Annotated in this window: 15 protein-coding genes; 13 read left to right on the top strand and 2 right to left on the bottom strand. The window is 61.6% G+C overall.

The genetic code is table 11. From position 1 onward, the window contains the following. Window positions 1–180: hypothetical protein (locus V3W39_RS29860; protein WP_330213905.1), on the bottom strand; the 180-nt coding region annotated here is incomplete at its 3' end. A gap of 302 nt (window positions 181–482) precedes the next feature. Here V3W39_RS29860 and V3W39_RS29855 point away from each other — a divergent pair. From V3W39_RS29855 to V3W39_RS29825, 7 genes are all read left to right on the top strand, one after another. Further along, window positions 483–1,913 (top strand): amidase, encoded by a 1,431-nt coding sequence (locus V3W39_RS29855; protein WP_330213904.1) that lies wholly within the window; start codon window positions 483–485, stop codon window positions 1,911–1,913. Between the two features lie 212 nt (window positions 1,914–2,125). Continuing rightward, complete coding sequence (locus V3W39_RS29850; protein ID WP_177048381.1) at window positions 2,126–2,884, top strand: DeoR/GlpR family DNA-binding transcription regulator; 759 nt, start codon at window positions 2,126–2,128, stop codon at window positions 2,882–2,884. Next, on the top strand, window positions 2,862–4,142 hold the full coding sequence (locus tag V3W39_RS29845) for a M20 family metallo-hydrolase (RefSeq protein WP_177079443.1): 1,281 nt from the start codon (window positions 2,862–2,864) through the stop codon (window positions 4,140–4,142). Before V3W39_RS29850 ends, V3W39_RS29845 begins: the two co-directional genes overlap by 23 nt. Window positions 4,143–4,150: 8 nt before the next feature. Further along, window positions 4,151–5,107, top strand: coding sequence for an aminoglycoside phosphotransferase family protein (locus V3W39_RS29840; RefSeq protein WP_177079444.1), 957 nt, complete (start codon window positions 4,151–4,153; stop codon window positions 5,105–5,107). Next, window positions 5,104–6,039, top strand: coding sequence for a phosphotransferase (locus tag V3W39_RS29835; protein WP_330213903.1), 936 nt, complete (start codon window positions 5,104–5,106; stop codon window positions 6,037–6,039). The genes V3W39_RS29840 and V3W39_RS29835 overlap by 4 nt, the downstream gene beginning before the upstream one ends. A gap of 132 nt (window positions 6,040–6,171) precedes the next feature. Further along, window positions 6,172–6,426: a hypothetical protein gene (locus V3W39_RS29830; RefSeq protein ID WP_177079445.1), complete on the top strand. Its 255-nt coding sequence runs from the start codon at window positions 6,172–6,174 to the stop codon at window positions 6,424–6,426. Continuing rightward, on the top strand, window positions 6,423–7,955 hold the full coding sequence (locus V3W39_RS29825; protein WP_177048389.1) for a sodium:solute symporter family protein: 1,533 nt from the start codon (window positions 6,423–6,425) through the stop codon (window positions 7,953–7,955). The genes V3W39_RS29830 and V3W39_RS29825 overlap by 4 nt, the downstream gene beginning before the upstream one ends. A 122-nt stretch (window positions 7,956–8,077) precedes the next feature. Here the strand turns inward: V3W39_RS29825 and V3W39_RS29820 are convergent, their stop codons facing one another. Beyond that, complete coding sequence (locus V3W39_RS29820) at window positions 8,078–9,922, bottom strand: sigma-54-dependent Fis family transcriptional regulator (protein ID WP_330213902.1); 1,845 nt, start codon at window positions 9,920–9,922, stop codon at window positions 8,078–8,080. A 339-nt stretch (window positions 9,923–10,261) separates the two neighbouring features. Between V3W39_RS29820 and V3W39_RS29815 the strand changes: the two genes are divergently transcribed. From V3W39_RS29815 to V3W39_RS29790, 6 genes are read left to right on the top strand one after another with little or no spacing between them, the layout of a single operon-like run. Further along, window positions 10,262–11,356: an ABC transporter ATP-binding protein gene (locus V3W39_RS29815; RefSeq protein WP_177048395.1), complete on the top strand. Its 1,095-nt coding sequence runs from the start codon at window positions 10,262–10,264 to the stop codon at window positions 11,354–11,356. Continuing rightward, on the top strand, window positions 11,356–12,453 hold the full coding sequence (locus V3W39_RS29810) for an ABC transporter ATP-binding protein (protein WP_177115728.1): 1,098 nt from the start codon (window positions 11,356–11,358) through the stop codon (window positions 12,451–12,453). Before V3W39_RS29815 ends, V3W39_RS29810 begins: the two co-directional genes overlap by 1 nt. Next, the gene (locus V3W39_RS29805) at window positions 12,450–13,316 is read left to right on the top strand and encodes a carbohydrate ABC transporter permease (protein WP_177048399.1); all 867 of its coding nucleotides are present in this window, start codon (window positions 12,450–12,452) and stop codon (window positions 13,314–13,316) included. The genes V3W39_RS29810 and V3W39_RS29805 overlap by 4 nt, the downstream gene beginning before the upstream one ends. Before the next feature lie 10 nt (window positions 13,317–13,326). Beyond that, window positions 13,327–14,127 (top strand): carbohydrate ABC transporter permease, encoded by an 801-nt coding sequence (locus tag V3W39_RS29800; protein WP_008433050.1) that lies wholly within the window; start codon window positions 13,327–13,329, stop codon window positions 14,125–14,127. A 10-nt stretch (window positions 14,128–14,137) separates the two neighbouring features. After that, on the top strand, window positions 14,138–14,410 hold the full coding sequence (locus V3W39_RS29795; protein ID WP_010173082.1) for a DUF2160 domain-containing protein: 273 nt from the start codon (window positions 14,138–14,140) through the stop codon (window positions 14,408–14,410). Between the two features lie 35 nt (window positions 14,411–14,445). Beyond that, a complete protein-coding gene (locus V3W39_RS29790) occupies window positions 14,446–16,188 on the top strand; it encodes an ABC transporter substrate-binding protein (protein WP_003218534.1) in 1,743 nt (580 codons plus the stop codon). Window positions 16,189–16,216: the final 28 nt, after the last annotated feature.

Raw genomic sequence — 16,216 nt, 5'->3', positions numbered from 1 at the left:
TGAAACCTCATCCCCCACCTTGAACACTTGCTCGACGTCCAGTGCCGAAAAGCTCCAGAAGCTCTCGGCCCATGCGTCGTAGGTGTTCAGGCAGTGTTTGAAGTCATTGAGAACCTCGTTGACGTTACGCGTCTTCGGGTCCATCGCCGCCACGACGAAAAAGCCAATGGCGGGAATCAAGAGGCAGCCCCACTGGGCAGAGCAGTAATCGAAAAAGACATCGGCGTTCCCTCGCACTGTGTAATCAGGCGAGGGACTTTGCAGAGGTTTGTGAGAGAAAGAAGTCAGAGCTATCCACAGCTACTGATAGGACGTTTCGCCAAATCCCCGGCTAAACCGGCCCGTTTTCGTAAGCCAAATCTCTGACAAAAATAAATCCCACAAAACCCACATACACAACAAATCCAACTTGACAGTCGCCATTCCCTTGGCGTCTATTGACGTACCCGCTGGACCATTTCGCAGATGTCCCAGGATGCTCAATGAAGACTGATACCTCACTCACCGATATGCCCAGCGTCCTGCAGGCAGCCGAACGCATTCGCCAAGGCTCACTCACTCCCGTGCAACTGGTGGAGCAATGCCTCGAATCCATCAAAACCCACAATCCAACACTGAACGCGTTTGGCGACGTCTACACCGAATCCGCACTTGAGCAGGCCCATGCCATGACGGCGGCCGCCGAGGCCGGGCAAATAAAAGGCCCGCTCCACGGCATCCCCTTCGGCATCAAAGACCTGTTCTCCACCGCCAACCTGCGCACCACCCGTGGCTCGCTCACTGGGCTGGATAACGTCCCCACACAAGACGCCCCGATCATCCGCCGCCTCAAAGACGCCGGCGCGATCATCCTTGGCAAGACCGCCACCACCGAATTCGGCTGGACCGGCGCCAGTACCTCCCGCGTCTTCGGCAACGGGCGCAACCCGTGGAACCCGCAACTCACCAGCGGCGGCTCCAGCTCCGGCTCGGCCATTGCCGTGGCGGCGCGGATGGTCCCGGCCACGCTGGGCTCCGACGGCGGCGGTTCGGTGCGTATTCCGGGCGCCTTCTGCGGTGCATTCGCCCTTAAAGGCTCCCTTGGGCGAATCCCCACCTGGCCCTGGTCCGCCACCGAAATGCTCAGCCACGCCGGCCCGATCACGCGCACCGTGCGCGACAGCGCGTTGCTCTTTGACATCCTTTCCGGCCCCGACCCGCTGGACCACCAGGCCTTGCCCGCGCCCACCGAGTCCTACCTGGCGCGCTGCGACCAGCCGCTGGGCCCTTTGCGCGTGGCGTACTGCCCGACCTTGTTCGATACACCCGTGGACCCGGTCATCGCCGCCACCGTCGAAGCGGCGGTGCATTACCTCGCAGATGAGCTGCCGGTCACTGTCACCACCCTGACCCTGGACTGGCAAGACCCGCTCTCCACCTTCGAAACCCTGTGGGTCGGCGGGCGCGGGATTGCCTACGGTAAGTCCCTGGCCGATCGCCTCGACCAACTGGACCCCGGCTTCGCCGCGCTGATCAAGCGTTCTGCCGATTACGATCTGGCGGCTTACCTCAACGCCGTGCAGCAACGTGCACTGTTCGCCAATCAGGTACACGCCTTGTTTAACGACTACGACGTGCTGTTGATGCCGACGATGCCGATCCTGCCGTTCGCCGCCGACCGCGTGGCCCCGCAAGGTTGGCCAGGCGAGGAGGGTGCAGTGCCGTGGGCGCGCTGGACGCCGTTTACCTACCCGTTCAATATCACCGGCAACCCCGCCGCCAGCCTGCCCTGTGGTTTCAGCCCGAGCGGTTTGCCGATTGGCTTGCAGGTGATCGGCCCGCGGTTTGCCGACGCCCAGGTGCTGCAATTCTGCGCAGCCGTGGAAGCGATCGCACCCTGGGATCAGCACCTTCCCCCGCTGCTGAATCCCTGATTGATTGCACCCGGAGTGGGCTCGATAGAAGCCCGCCCGTGATAAACGCTTTGTGTTGTCCTGCCCTTTCACACCCCGATGAGTGAGAGGTACCCGTGACCCTGTCCATGGCCGTATTACGCTCTATGCTCCCTGCTGGACCGGCGAGTGCCGCGTCTCGCCGTGGGCCGCGCAATACCGGCCGCCTGAACCTGCTCTGGAATACCTCTTTTATGCTCAACCAGCCACGTCTCGACGAAATCATGCTCCTGCTCACCCAACACCAGCGCGTCAAGGCGTCGGACCTGGCGCAGACGCTGTTCGTCTCCGAAGAAACCATCCGCCGCGACTTCAAGTACCTGGAAGAAGCCGGCAAGCTGCGGCGCATCCACGGTGGCGCGATCCTGCCGCGGCTCAACGAAGAGCAACCGCTGCAAGTGCGCAGCCGCATCAAGCCCCAGGCCAAGACGCGCATCGCGGTGTGTGCGGCGAAGCTGGTGAGCGAAGGCATGGTGCTGTTTCTCGACACCGGCACCTCGACCCTGGCCCTGGCCCAGCAACTGATCGGGTTCAGCCAGTTGCGCATCATCACCAACTCCCTGGACATCGCCCGCCTGATCACCGAACAAAGCGCCAACCAGGTGCTGGTGGTGCCCGGCGATGTACGCCGTAACGACAACGCGCTGATTGGCGCCCACACCCTGGAATTCGTCCGACAGTTCCACTACGACATTGCCTTCATGGGCATCGGCGCCGTCGACCTGGAACTGGGGTTCATGGACTACCAGGAACCCGAGGCGCTGCTGCGCCGGGAACTGACCAAACACAGCCTGCGCAGCGTAATCCTGGCCGACGACGCCAAGTTCGGCCACCGCACGTTCATCAATACGCTGCCATTCAGCGCCATCACGACCCTGGTCACCAATCGTGCGCCGTCCGACGATTTTGCGACCCGCCTGGAGCAAGCCCATGTCGACATCCTTTACCCCTGAGTTACTGGCGCCCAGTGAACAGGACCTTGAAACCTTCGAGGCGCTGTTTCGCGACTCTTCAGCTATCGGAGCGACCAAGGCCGGTGGGCTGCACCGCCTGGCAGCGTCGGCCGAGGACGGCGCCGTACGCGACCTGTTCGCCGCCTGGCTGACCGAGCGTGGCTTTGAAGTGCGGGTGGATGCAGTGGGTAATATGTTCGGCTTGATTACCTTCAATCCAGACGCGCCCTACGTGCTGTGTGGCTCACACCTGGACAGCCAGCCCAGCGCCGGGCGTTTCGATGGTGTCTATGGCGTGCTGGCCGGCGCGGTCGCGGTGGCGAGCCTGGCCCGCCAATTGCGCGAACGCGGCGAAGTACCGGCGTGCAACCTGGCGGTGGTGAACTGGACCAACGAGGAGGGCGCACGCTTCCAGCCCAGCCTGATCGGCAGCAGCGTGTTCACCGGCGACCTGGCCCTGCAAGACGCCTGGGCGTGCCGCGATGGCGACGGCATCAGCCTCAAGCATGCGCTGCAACAGATTGGTTATTTGGGAGAGGGCCGGGTCGAGCTGGACGTGGCCGGTTATGTGGAGATCCACGTTGAACAAGGCGACGGCCTTGAGCGCGACGGCCTGGCCATCGGCGTGGTTCGCGACACTTGGGCCGCCCTCAAGCAACGGATTCGGTTTATCGGCGAACAGAACCACACCGGCCCCACACCCATGGCTGCGCGCAAGGACGCCTTGCTGGCCGCCGCCCATGGGATCATCGCGGTGCGGGCCGAGGCCGACCTGCACGGCACGCAACTGCACAGCTCGGTGGGGCGCCTGGAGATCTACCCCAACTCTCCGAACGTGGTGCCCTCCAGCGTGACACTGCACGTCGAGTACCGTTCGCCAGACACCGAGTTACTGGCAGCCGCCGGCGCGCGCCTGGACGCCGCGCTCAAGGCCACGGCCACCGCCACGGCGACGGACTACACCATCGAAAGCCGCGCCCTGCGTGAGCCGACTCACTTGCACCATGGCTTTTCCGAGTTGGCCTACAGCGTCGGCCAGCAACTGGGTTTGCCCATCGGCAACAGCGTCACCGTTTCAGGCCACGACGCCATCAGCCTGAGCCGGCATTACCCGGTGTGCCTGCTGTTTATTCCGAGCAGCAATGGCGTGTCCCATAACGAAGCGGAGTTCACCAGCGAGCAGGACATGCGCAACGGTTTGCACATGCTGACTGCGTTGCTGCACCGCGCCTGTTCCACCCCCAACGCCTACCGCTGAGGTCTGCCATGTCGAGTCGTTTGCAAGCTAAGTCACGGCTGCTGGGCGCCCTGGAGGCGGCCGGTTTGTCCGCCCATGTGGTGGTCGAAGAGGGCACCGCCGGGATTGCCTCGCCGGTTCGGCTGGCCACCGAGTGGGCCGGTTATACCGTCACCGCCCCGTGGGGCCAGTGTTACGCCAAGGTCTTGCATGACGACATGCGCGCGCTGATCGACATCGAACGCACCGCCCGCGCCACGCAGCTGGCGGCCGACTGCGACGTGACGCCGGGCGTGCGTCTGGTGGATGCAGCCGCCGGTGTGTTGCTGCTGGATGCGTTGCCCGCCAGTGAATGGCGCTGGGCCCGCCTCGACGAATTGATGCAGCCCCAGCGCCTGCAGGCGCTCTGGGCCCTGAAGAAACAACTGCACGCCGGCACTTCCCCAGGTTTCAACCGCTCGCCGCTGCAAGACATCCAGCACCTGCGCGAGTTGTGCGTGCGCTACAGCGTGGGCTTGCCCCTCGACCACGCCTGGATCAGCACCTGCATTGACCTGGCCTGGACTTCCCTGCAACTGAGCGCCAGCGCGTCGGTGCCGCTGCACGGCGACGGCGTGGCCAGCAACGTGATGATTGGCCCGGAGGGCGCCTTGCAACTGATCGACTTCGACTACGGCGGCTGCGGTGACCCCTGGTACGACGTGGCCATCAGCCTTAACGAGCTGTATGTCTTCGAAAGCGACTGGCGTGAAGGCATCACTGCCTGGGCCGGCCAATGCCGCGAAAGCGACTACGCCCGTTGCCGCCTCTATGCCCTGATCAACGATTGGTACTGGACCCTCTGGGGCCTGTGGGTCGGCGCCACCTCCGTGCGGCCGCTGGAGTTCTCCAAGGTGGGGCAGTGGACGCTGTTGCGCTGCCGCCAGAGTCTGCAAGACCCACGGTTTGAAAGTTGGCTACGTCAGGTACAGGAGGGGCAGGCATGAAAGCGTTAGGTGAGGCGTGTACGCCACAAGAGTGTCAGCTGGAAGCTGCGGTGCGCGGGGTCGCCAGTTGGGGCGGCAGCGGAATTCGTTATGAGCCGGTCAGCGGCGGGATTTCCAACACCAACTGGCGGGTGGAAGTGGCCGGCATCGATACGGCGTATTTCTTCAAGGTGCCCGGTGTGGGCACCGAGATGTTTATCGACCGCCGCACCGCCCACGACGCCAGCCTCAAGGCGGCGCAAACCGGCTACGGCGCGCCGGTGTTTGCCTTCCTTGAGGAATTCGGCGTGGAAGTCTTCGAATTCATGGAAGGCTGGCGCGCCTCGTCCAACCACGACTTCCTCGACCGCGACGTGCGCCACAACGCACTGCACGCCCTCAAGGCCTTCAACGACCAGCCGCCACTGGTGCAGACCAAAACCGTGTTCGACATGATCGCCGAGCACCAGCGCCAGGTGGAGCAACTCAACGGCTGCAAACCCGCCGACGACGCCTGGCTGCGCCGCCAATGCGAACGCGCGCGGGGCGTGCTGCAAGCCTCCGGCATCGACCTGGCGCCGTGCATGAACGACACCCTGGCGGGTAACTTCATGCTCAACGACCGTCGGCAGATTCGCCTGGTGGACTTCGAATACGCCTCCAACAACGACCGGCATTACGAACTGGCGCTGTGGTTCGGCGAGATGTTTTTTACCGACGACATGGAGCTGGCCCTGATCGAAGACTACTTCGGCCAGGTCACCCCGCAGAACCTGGCGCGCATCAAGTTGCACAAGGCCCTGGCGGACATCAAATGGTCGACCTGGGCGATGGTTCAGCACGCGGTGTCGCAGCTGGATTTCGACTTCTACAAATACGGCACGTGGAAGCACATGCGGGCCCGCAGCATCATCAACGATTCGCAATGGGAAACCTGGCTAAGACAGGCTTGAGCCTGCGCCATAACAATAACGACGACACCTCGAGTTCCGCCTTTGGCGCTGGTTTGCGCTGACGTTTCACTGCTTGATTTTTTGTTTGATCACATAACAAACCGATCCAGAAATTCAAGGAGCACCCGACTCATGAAATCCGATACCGCACCACCCGGACGCCTGAAAAGCCAACTCTTCGGCGTGTACTTTTTCCTGTTGCTGATGCTCGCTTTATTCCCGCCGTTCTATTTGAGCGTGAGCGGCAGTACCGCGTTGGTACTGGGCATTCCGTTGCCGATCTTCTACTGGATCGCCATTGCGGTCCTTGCAGGCCTGGGCCTGTGGGCGTTGTACGTCGCCGAGCTGAAAGCCGGCGAAATACCCGAAGAGGGGGATGCGCAATGATCAGCACCACCAGCGATGCCAACCTCTTTATCACCTTTGGCGTGATCGGCCTGTTCCTGGCCGGGATGATCGCCGTGCTCTACGCCACCAACCGTGAGAGCACGAGCTTTTCCGATTACGCCGTAGGCGGGCGTTCCTATGGGCCGTGGTACATCGCCATGTGTTACACCAACTCCTGGTGGCCGGGCTCGACCTTTACCGCGTTTTTCGCCCTGACCATCGGCGGCGCCCTGGGCTTCTACGGCATGGTCTACGCCACCCTCGGCGTCACCGCGATGTACCTGATGGCGCGCCGCGCCTGGACCTGGGGCCAGCGCTTCAACCTGCGCACCCAGCCAGACCTGCTTGGCATGCGCTTCAACAGCCCGGTGGTCAAGCGGGTGGCCTCGATCATCGGCATCATCTCGGTATTCCCGTGGGTGGTGATGGGCATCCAGGCCTTGGCGATGCTGTTCCAGTTCGCCAGTTTCGGCCGCTGGGGCGTCACCACCTGCCTGATCGCCGGCGTGGTGGTGGTGCTGGTGCGCCAGTACTGGACCGTGAGCATGGGCATGCGCGGGCTGATCATGACCGACATGTTCCAGGGCCTGATTGCCTACGTGCTGTGCGCGGCGCTGTGTGTGTTCCTGCTGTTCGGCGACCAGGCGTCGTTCTCCAACCTGTCGCACCTGCCGGCCAAGATGCTGCTGATTCCCGGCGCCAGCGGCACCGGTTATGGCCCGTTGTATATGTTCAGCCTGATCTTCACCGGGGTGATCGGTTCGATGTGCTGGCCCATGAGTTTCCAGCGTATCTATACCGCCAGCGGCGTCAAGGCGGTGAAGAAAGGCACGCTGTATACGATCCTGTTGGTGGGTGGTTTCTACGGCATCCTGATGCTGTTTGCCGCAGCCATCAGCCAGGACCCGAACGTGATCGCGCACCCGCAACAAGGCTGGTTCCTGTCGCTGTTCGACATCGGCGGGCCGTGGATGCTGGCACTGGCGATCGTCATCGTGCTGGCGGCGAGCATCGGCCACGTGGACGGTTGCGTGCAGGTCTGCGGTACGCAGTTCGCCAATGACCTGGCCACCTGGAACACCCCGCGTACCGACCGGCAACTGACGCTGCTGGCCAAGTCCGGAATGGTGGTGTTTATCGTCGCCGCCTCGGTGCTGGCATACCTGACCTTTGACTATGCGCGGCTGCAGTTGCTGGCGCAGATTTCCTACCAGGGGATCATCCAGCTGGCGGTGCCGCTGTTCTTCGGGATATTCAGCCGTCGTGGCAACAAACAAGGCGCGATTGCCGGGATGCTGGCCGGGATTGTGGTGGCGATTGTGCTGACGACGATGTACCCGGATGACATTCCCGGGTTGGGCTCGTTGACCAGCGGGATCGTCGGGTTGGTGGTCAATGCGGGGATTTTTGTGGTGTGTGCATTGGCGATCAAGCCGAGCGCGCAAGAAAGTGCCCGGGTTGAGCAGCTGTTCGAGATGGCGGCGCCGGGTCGCAAAGTGCCAATGGGGGCAACGCCGATCCTGAACTGAGCCCATATCTCAAACCCGACGCAGTTCCAATGTAGGAGCTGGCTTGCCTGCGATAGCGGTGGATCAGTGACAGAGATGTTGACTGACACTGCGCCATCGCAGGCAAGCCAGCTCCCACAGGTTTAACCGTGTTCCTGATCAGAGTCCTCGTTTTGCTTAAGGCGCTTGTACAGGGTATTGCGACTGACGCCGAGCTCCCTGGCCAGGTGAGAAATATTACCGCCCGCCGCCTTCAGCCGCTGGGCCAGGTCCATGCTGTCATCCAGCCGTTCACCGGTTGGCTCCGGCACCACCCCATTCAAATCCACAAAAAAATCATCCGGCAAATGCTCCGCCCGGATCGGCTGCTCTTCCGCCATCGCCAACGCGACCTGCAACACACTGCTCACCTGTCTTAAATTCCCCGGCCACGGATGCTGCTCAAACAGCGCCAGCACCTCGTTACTCAACCCGGCCCACTGCGTCGGCTCCCGATGCTGTTGCCACAACTGCTTGAACAGCGCCTGTTTATCCGTGCGCTCCCGTAGCGGCGGCAGTTCCAGGGTCAGGCCGCCGATGCGGTAATACAGGTCTTCACGAAAACGCCCGAGCTGTACCTGTTCCCGCAGCGAACGGTTGGTGGCGGAGATGATCCGCAAATCCACCGGGAACAACTCGCTGCTGCCCACAGGCTGCACACAGCGTTCCTGCAACACTCGCAGCAACCGGGCCTGGGTCGGCAGCGGCATATCACCGATCTCGTCGAGAAACAGCGTGCCTTTGTCCGCCTTGCGGATCAGCCCGATGCTGCCTTTCTGGTTCGCGCCGGTGAACGCACCTTTTTCGTAGCCGAACAGTTCAGATTCCACCAGTTCGGCGGGGATCGCCGCGCAGTTGACCGCGATAAACGCCTGCTGGCTGCGGGAGCTGGCCTGGTGCAGGGCTTTGACGAACACTTCCTTGCCGACCCCGGTTTCGCCATGGATCAGCAGCGGGATGTCCTTTTCCAGCAAACGTTCGGCCTGGCGTACGGCCTTTTCCACCCGGGCGTCGCCAAAGTGCAGGGTCTTGAGACTGATGGCTGTGGAGGCGGGTGCGCTGGGTTTCTTGCTTTCCACAAATACGCGAGCCTGCACCGGTGCCTGTTTCGGGCGTTTCAACAGGCATTGGAAACGGTTGCGCCCGGCGGCTTGCAGTGAAAAGGGCAGGCCTTCGGGCTGGTTGAGCAGTTCCAGCAGCGAGACCTTGAACAGGCTGTCGATCAGCACCCGCGACAGGCTGATGCCCAGCAGATTGTCCGCACGGCGGTTGGCTGACAGCACCTGGCCGCTTTCATCGAAGATCAGCAACCCGGCCCACTGGCTATCAAGGTTGTTCAACCCGGTGTTGAACGTCAGCTGGAAATGCTCGCCGCGAAACAGGTTGAGGATCAGCCGGTTCTCCACGGTCTGGCTCATCATCTTGACCATGCCGAGGGTGTGGGAGGGCGGCAGGTAGCTGTCGCTGGACACATCCAGCACTGCGATGATTTCCCGCTGGGCATCGAAGATCGGCGCCGCCGAGCCGGTCATGAAGCGGTTGGCCTTGAGGAAGTGTTCGTCGTGTTCGATATGCACCGCCTGGGCACAGGCCAGGGCCGTGCCGATGGCGTTGGTGCCGCTGGAACGCTCCATCCAGCTGGCGCCGGCGCTGAAGCCACGCGCCAGCTTGGGTTCGATAAAGCGCTGGGTACCCCACGAGGTCAGCACCTGGCCCTGGTTGTCGGCGAGCATGATCAGGCAGTTGGAGTTGCTGAGGATGTTTTCGTAGTAGGGCAGTACTTCCTGGTGTGTGGTTTGCACGAGGGAATGCTGGCTCTCCAGCAACTGGCTGACACCGTCTGCGGGGAGCTGATCGAAGCTCGGCGTGCTCTGGTGATCCAGGCCATAGGCCCGGCAGCGGCGCCAGGAGTCCTGGATGATGGCATCGTGCGCCAGCGGTGTGCTCATGGCGGTGACCCTTGTTTTATTGTTGTTCTGGGTTCTATCTCTACCTATGTAGGAGCGAGCTTGCTCGCGAAGAACGTCAACGATAACGCGACCATCCAGAATGAACGCGGCGTCCTGAAGTTCTTCGCGAGCAAGCTCGCTCCTACACAAAGTGTTGTTCAGAACTGTTCATTGTCAACCCGCCACGTGTTCAGTTGTTCAGGCCGGCCTGTTCATTTCTGTTCAGAGGTGAACGGCCGTTTTGCCTAACCCGTTGACCGGCCTGGGTTTTGGGTTTTTGGCACGGAACTCGCTCTGTGCTCCTAGCCAGAACCATTCCAATAATAAAAAGGTCGTGTCATGTCATTGACCCTGGAGCACGTCACTCGCGTCGTCGAAGGCCAGACCTGGATCGACGACGCCAACCTGCGTTTCGAAGCCGGTTCCTTCAATGTACTGCTGGGCCGTACGCTGTCCGGCAAGACCAGCCTGATGCGCCTGATGGCCGGCCTGGACAAGCCCGACAGCGGGCGCATCCTGATGAACGGCGTCGACGTCACCCATAAGCCGGTACGCCTGCGCAATGTGTCGATGGTCTATCAGCAGTTCATCAATTACCCCACCATGACCGTGTTCGAGAACATCGCCTCGCCGCTGCGCCAGGCCGGTGTGTCGGCCGAGCAGATCCAGAGCAAGGTCCTCGAAACCGCGAAAATGCTGCGCATCGAGAAATTCCTCCAGCGCCACCCGCTGGAGCTTTCCGGCGGCCAGCAGCAGCGCACCGCCATGGCCCGGGCGCTGGTCAAGGACGCCGAGCTGATCCTGTTCGACGAACCCTTGGTAAACCTGGACTACAAACTGCGGGAAGAACTGCGCCAGGAAATGCGCGAGCTGTTCAAGGCCCGCCATACCATCGCCATCTACGCCACCACCGAACCCAACGAAGCCCTGGCACTGGGCGGCACCACCACCATTCTCCACGAGGGCCGGGTGATCCAGAGCGGCAAGGCCGCCGAGGTCTATCACCAGCCGCAAACCGTGCTGGCGGCGGAGCTGTTTTCCGAACCGCCGATCAACCTGATGCCCGGGCGCATCAGCGGCAATGAGGTGAGCTTCGCCAACTTCGTGCACTTCCCGCTGAACGTCGACCTGCGGCCCATCGGCGAGGGCGAGTTCCGCTTTGGCGTGCGCCCCAGCCATATCAGCCTGGTGCCGAGCAACGACGATGACCTGGAGCTGGCAGTGACGGTGGAAGTCGCCGAGATCAGTGGCTCGGAAACCTTCCTGCACGTGCGCAGCGAACATTTCCTGCTGGTGCTGCATTTACCCGGCGTGCACGAGTACGACGTCGACGCGCCGATCCGCGTCTATATCCCCACCCACAAACTGTTTGTGTTCGATGGCCAGGGACGTCTGGTCCAGGCCCCGGGCCGCCGTGTCGCGAGGGTTGCCTGATGGCAGAGATCCATTTGCAGAACCTGGCCCACAGCTACAGCGCAAAGCCGGCCGGCCCCGAGGACTACGCGATTCGCGAAATGAACCACGTCTGGGAGCAGGGCGGCGCCTATGCCTTGCTCGGGCCTTCGGGGTGCGGCAAGTCCACGTTGCTGAATATCATCTCCGGCCTGCTCAGTCCCTCCGAAGGCCAAGTGCTGTTCGACGCCAAGGTGGTGAACGAGCTGACCCCGGAAAAGCGCAACATCGCCCAGGTGTTCCAGTTCCCGGTGGTGTACGACACCATGACCGTGTTCGACAACCTGGCTTTTCCCCTGCGAAACCAGGGCATGGCCGAGGCGAAGATTCACAGCAAGGTGCAGGAAATTGCCGAGGTGCTCGACCTGCAAAACCTGCTGGACAAAAAAGCCCGCAACCTCACCGCCGATGAGAAACAGAAAGTCTCCATGGGCCGCGGGCTGGTGCGTGACGACGTGTCGGCGATCCTGTTCGACGAACCGCTGACGGTGATCGACCCGCACCTGAAGTGGAAGCTGCGGCGCAAGCTCAAGCAGATCCACGAGCAGTTCAACATCACCATGGTCTACGTCACCCACGATCAACTGGAGGCCTCGACCTTCGCCGACAAGATCGCGGTGATGTATGGCGGGCAGATCGTGCAGTTCGGTACGCCCCGGGAGCTGTTCGAGCGGCCGAGCCATACCTTTGTCGGCTATTTCATCGGCAGCCCGGGGATGAATCTGATTGAGGTGCAGGCGGAGGCGGGCGGTGTGCGCTTTGCCGGCACGCATCTGGCGCTGCCCGAGGCGTTGCAGCAACGCATTGGCGAAACGCCTTACAAGAAGCTGCAGGTCGGCATCCGCCCGGAATTTATCCATGTGTGGGATGAGCACAATCCTGACGCGCTACAGGCACAGGTCACTCATGTGGAAGACCTCGGCACCTACAAGATCATGACCCTCAACCTCGACGGTGCCCTGCTGAAAGTACGTCTGGCAGAAGACAAACCGGTGCCCGAGGGCCAGGCGTCCATCAGCTTCCCGGGGCAGTGGCTGATGGTGTATGCCGACGACTACCTGCTGGAGGTGCAGCCATGAACAAGGTGCAGAACAACAAGGCCTGGTGGCTGGTGTTGCCGGTATTTCTGCTGGTGGCCTTCAGTGCGGTGATCCCGATGATGACCGTGGTCAACTACTCGGTGCAGGACATCTTCGACCAGTCCAGCCGCTACTTTGTCGGCGCCGACTGGTACAAGCAGGTGCTGCTGGACCCGCGCCTGCATGACTCGCTGTTGCGCCAGTTCATCTATTCGGCGTGTGTGCTGCTGATCGAAATTCCGCTTGGGATTGCCATCGCCCTGACCATGCCCACCAAGGGCCGCTGGTCCTCGCTGGTGTTGATCGTGATGGCGATTCCGCTGCTGATCCCGTGGAACGTGGTCGGCACCATCTGGCAGATCTTCGGCCGTGCCGACATCGGCCTGCTGGGTTCATCCCTCAATGCGATGGGCATCAGCTACAACTACGCGGCCAACACCATGGACGCCTGGGTCACGGTGCTGGTGATGGACGTGTGGCACTGGACGTCCCTGGTGGCGCTGCTGTGTTTCTCGGGGCTGCGGGCGATCCCGGATGTGTACTACCAGGCGGCGCGGATTGATCGGGCTTCCAGCTGGGCGGTATTCCGGCATATCCAGCTGCCGAAGCTGAAGAGCGTGCTGCTGATCGCGGTGATGTTGCGCTTCATGGACAGCTTCATGATCTACACCGAACCCTTTGTACTGACCGGCGGCGGGCCGGGGAATGCCACCACCTTCCTCAGCCAGACGCTGACCCAGATGGCCGTAGGCCAATTCGACCTGGGCCCGGCGGCGGCGTTTTCCCTGGTTTACTTCCTGATCATCCTGTTGGTGTCCTGGCTGTTCTACACCGCCATGACCCACTCCGACGCCAACCGCTGAGGCCGCCAACATGAGCAAGCGCAAGGTTATCCCGCTGTTGGTCTACATCCTGTTCCTGCTGGTGCCGATCTACTGGCTGCTGAACATGTCCTTCAAGAGCAACACCGAAATCCTCGGGGGGCTGACCCTGTTTCCCCAGGACTTTACCTTCGCCAACTACAAGGTGATTTTCACCGACCCGAGCTGGTACACCGGCTACCTCAACTCGCTGTATTACGTCAGCCTTAACACCGTGATTTCCCTGAGTGTGGCGCTGCCCGCTGCTTATGCGTTCTCGCGCTACCGCTTCCTGGGCGACAAGCACCTGTTCTTCTGGCTGCTGACCAACCGCATGGCGCCGCCGGCGGTATTTTTGCTGCCGTTTTTCCAGCTGTATTCCTCCATCGGCCTGTTCGACACGCATATCGCGGTGGCCCTGGCCCATTGCCTGTTCAACGTGCCGCTGGCGGTGTGGATTCTCGAAGGTTTTATGTCCGGTGTGCCCAAGGAAATCGACGAAACCGCCTACATCGACGGGTACAGCTTCCCCAAGTTTTTCGTGAAGATTTTCATCCCGCTGATTGGCTCGGGAATCGGCGTCACGGCGTTTTTCTGCTTCATGTTTTCCTGGGTCGAACTCCTGCTGGCGCGCACGTTGACGTCGGTGAACGCCAAGCCGATTGCGGCGGTGATGACCCGCACGGTGTCGGCCTCCGGCATCGACTGGGGCGTGCTGGCGGCGGCGGGGGTGTTGACCATCCTGCCGGGCATGCTGGTGATCTGGTTTGTTCGCAACCACGTGGCCAAGGGCTTTGCCCTGGGCCGGGTCTGAGGAGTCGATGATGGAATGGATGGCCTGGACCACCCCGACTGCACTGTTCTTCGCCGCGATCGGCCTGCTGCTGGTGGGCATGACGACCTGGGAATTGCGCTCGCCGAGTATCCCCCGGCGCGGCTTGTTACCGATCAGCACCACCCGTGGTGATCGCTTGTTTATCGGTCTTCTCGGCAGCGCCTACCTGCATTTGTTGGTGATCGGCGTAACCGGCTGGAGCATCTGGGTGGCGTCCGCGCTGTCTCTGGTGTGGCTGTTGTCTGTGATGCGCTGGGGCTAGTTGCCCCGTTTGAACCCCAAAACCAGGAGGTCTCTATGTTCGATAAAAACAATAAGCTGCGACATAGCATTTCATTGGCGGCCGTGCTGGCGCTCAGCGGGCTCAGTGCTGCGGCCTGGGCCGATGCCTATGAAGACGCTGCAAAAAAATGGATCGGCAGTGAGTTCAAGCCGTCGACCCTTACAGAAGCCCAGCAGCTCGAAGAGCTGAAGTGGTTTATCAAGGCCGCGGAGCCGTTTCGCGGGATGAAGATCAACGTGGTGTCGGAAACCCTCACCACCCACGAGTACGAGTCCAAGGTACTGGCCAAGGCCTTCAGCGAAATCACCGGGATCAAGCTGACCCACGACCTGCTGCAGGAAGGCGACGTGGTGGAGAAGCTGCAAACCCAGATGCAGTCCGACAAGAATATCTATGACGGCTGGGTCAACGATTCCGACTTGATCGGTACGCACTTTCGCTATGGCAAGACAGAATCCATCACCGACCTGATGGCCAACGAAGGCAAGAACTTCACTTCGCCGACCCTGGACATCAAGGACTTCATCGGTATTTCGTTCACCACCGCGCCGGACGGCAAGATCTACCAGTTACCCGACCAGCAGTTTGCCAACCTGTACTGGTTCCGCGCCGACTGGTTTGAACGGGCCGACCTGAAGGCCAAGTTCAAGGAAAAGTACGGCTATGAACTGGGCGTGCCGGTGAACTGGTCAGCCTACGAAGACATCGCCAAATTCTTCAGCGAAGACGTCAAGGAAATCGACGGCAAGCGCGTCTATGGGCACATGGACTACGGCAAGAAAGACCCGTCCCTGGGCTGGCGTTTCACCGATGCCTGGTTCTCCATGGCCGGTGGCGGCGACAAGGGCCTGCCCAACGGCTTGCCGGTGGATGAGTGGGGCATTCGCGTGGAGGACTGCCACCCGGTGGGCTCCAGCGTCACCCGTGGTGGCGACACCAACGGCCCGGCGGCGGTGTATGCCACGCAGAAATACGTGGACTGGATGAAAGCCTACGCGCCACCGGAAGCGGCGGGCATGACCTTCTCCGAATCCGGGCCGGTGCCGTCCCAGGGCAACATCGCCCAGCAGATCTTCTGGTACACCGCGTTTACCGCCGACATGACCAAGCCGGGCCTGCCGGTGGTGAACGCCGACGGCACGCCGAAATGGCGCATGGCCCCATCGCCGGTCGGGCCGTATTGGGAAAAGGGCATGAAGAAGGGTTATCAGGACGTGGGCTCCTGGACCTTCCTCAAGTCGACGCCCGAGAAGCAGAAACTCGCGGCCTGGCTGTACGCGCAGTTCGTGACCTCGAAAACCGTGTCGCTGAAGAAAACCATCGTGGGCCTGACGCCGATTCGTGAGTCCGACATCAACTCCCAGGCCATGACCGACCTGGCGCCGAAACTCGGTGGCCTGGTGGAGTTCTACCGCAGCCCGGCCCGGGTGGAATGGACCCCGACCGGTACCAACGTGCCGGACTATCCACGCTTGGCGCAATTGTGGTGGAGCCATATTTCGGAAGCGGCCAGCGGGGAGAAGACGCCGCAGCAGGCACTGGATGGCTTGGCCAAGGACCAGGACGCGATCATGACGCGCCTGGAGCGCTCCAAGGTGCAGCCGATTTGCGGGCCGAAGATGAACGAGGAGCGGGATGCGCAGTACTGGTTTGACCAGCCGGGTGCACCGAAGCCGAAGCTGGCCAATGAGAAGCCGCAGGGTGAGACGGTCAGCTATAACGAGTTGCTCAAGTCGTGGGAGGCGGCGCGCAAATAACCCAAACGCAGCAGATCAAAAAATGTGG

It is taken from the genome of Pseudomonas sp. Z18(2022), from assembly GCF_036346535.1.
In the GTDB taxonomy this organism is placed as follows: domain Bacteria; phylum Pseudomonadota; class Gammaproteobacteria; order Pseudomonadales; family Pseudomonadaceae; genus Aquipseudomonas; species Aquipseudomonas yamanorum_A.
The sequence above is the reverse complement of the archived record's forward strand: the minus strand, read 5'-3'. Positions and strand labels throughout refer to the sequence as shown.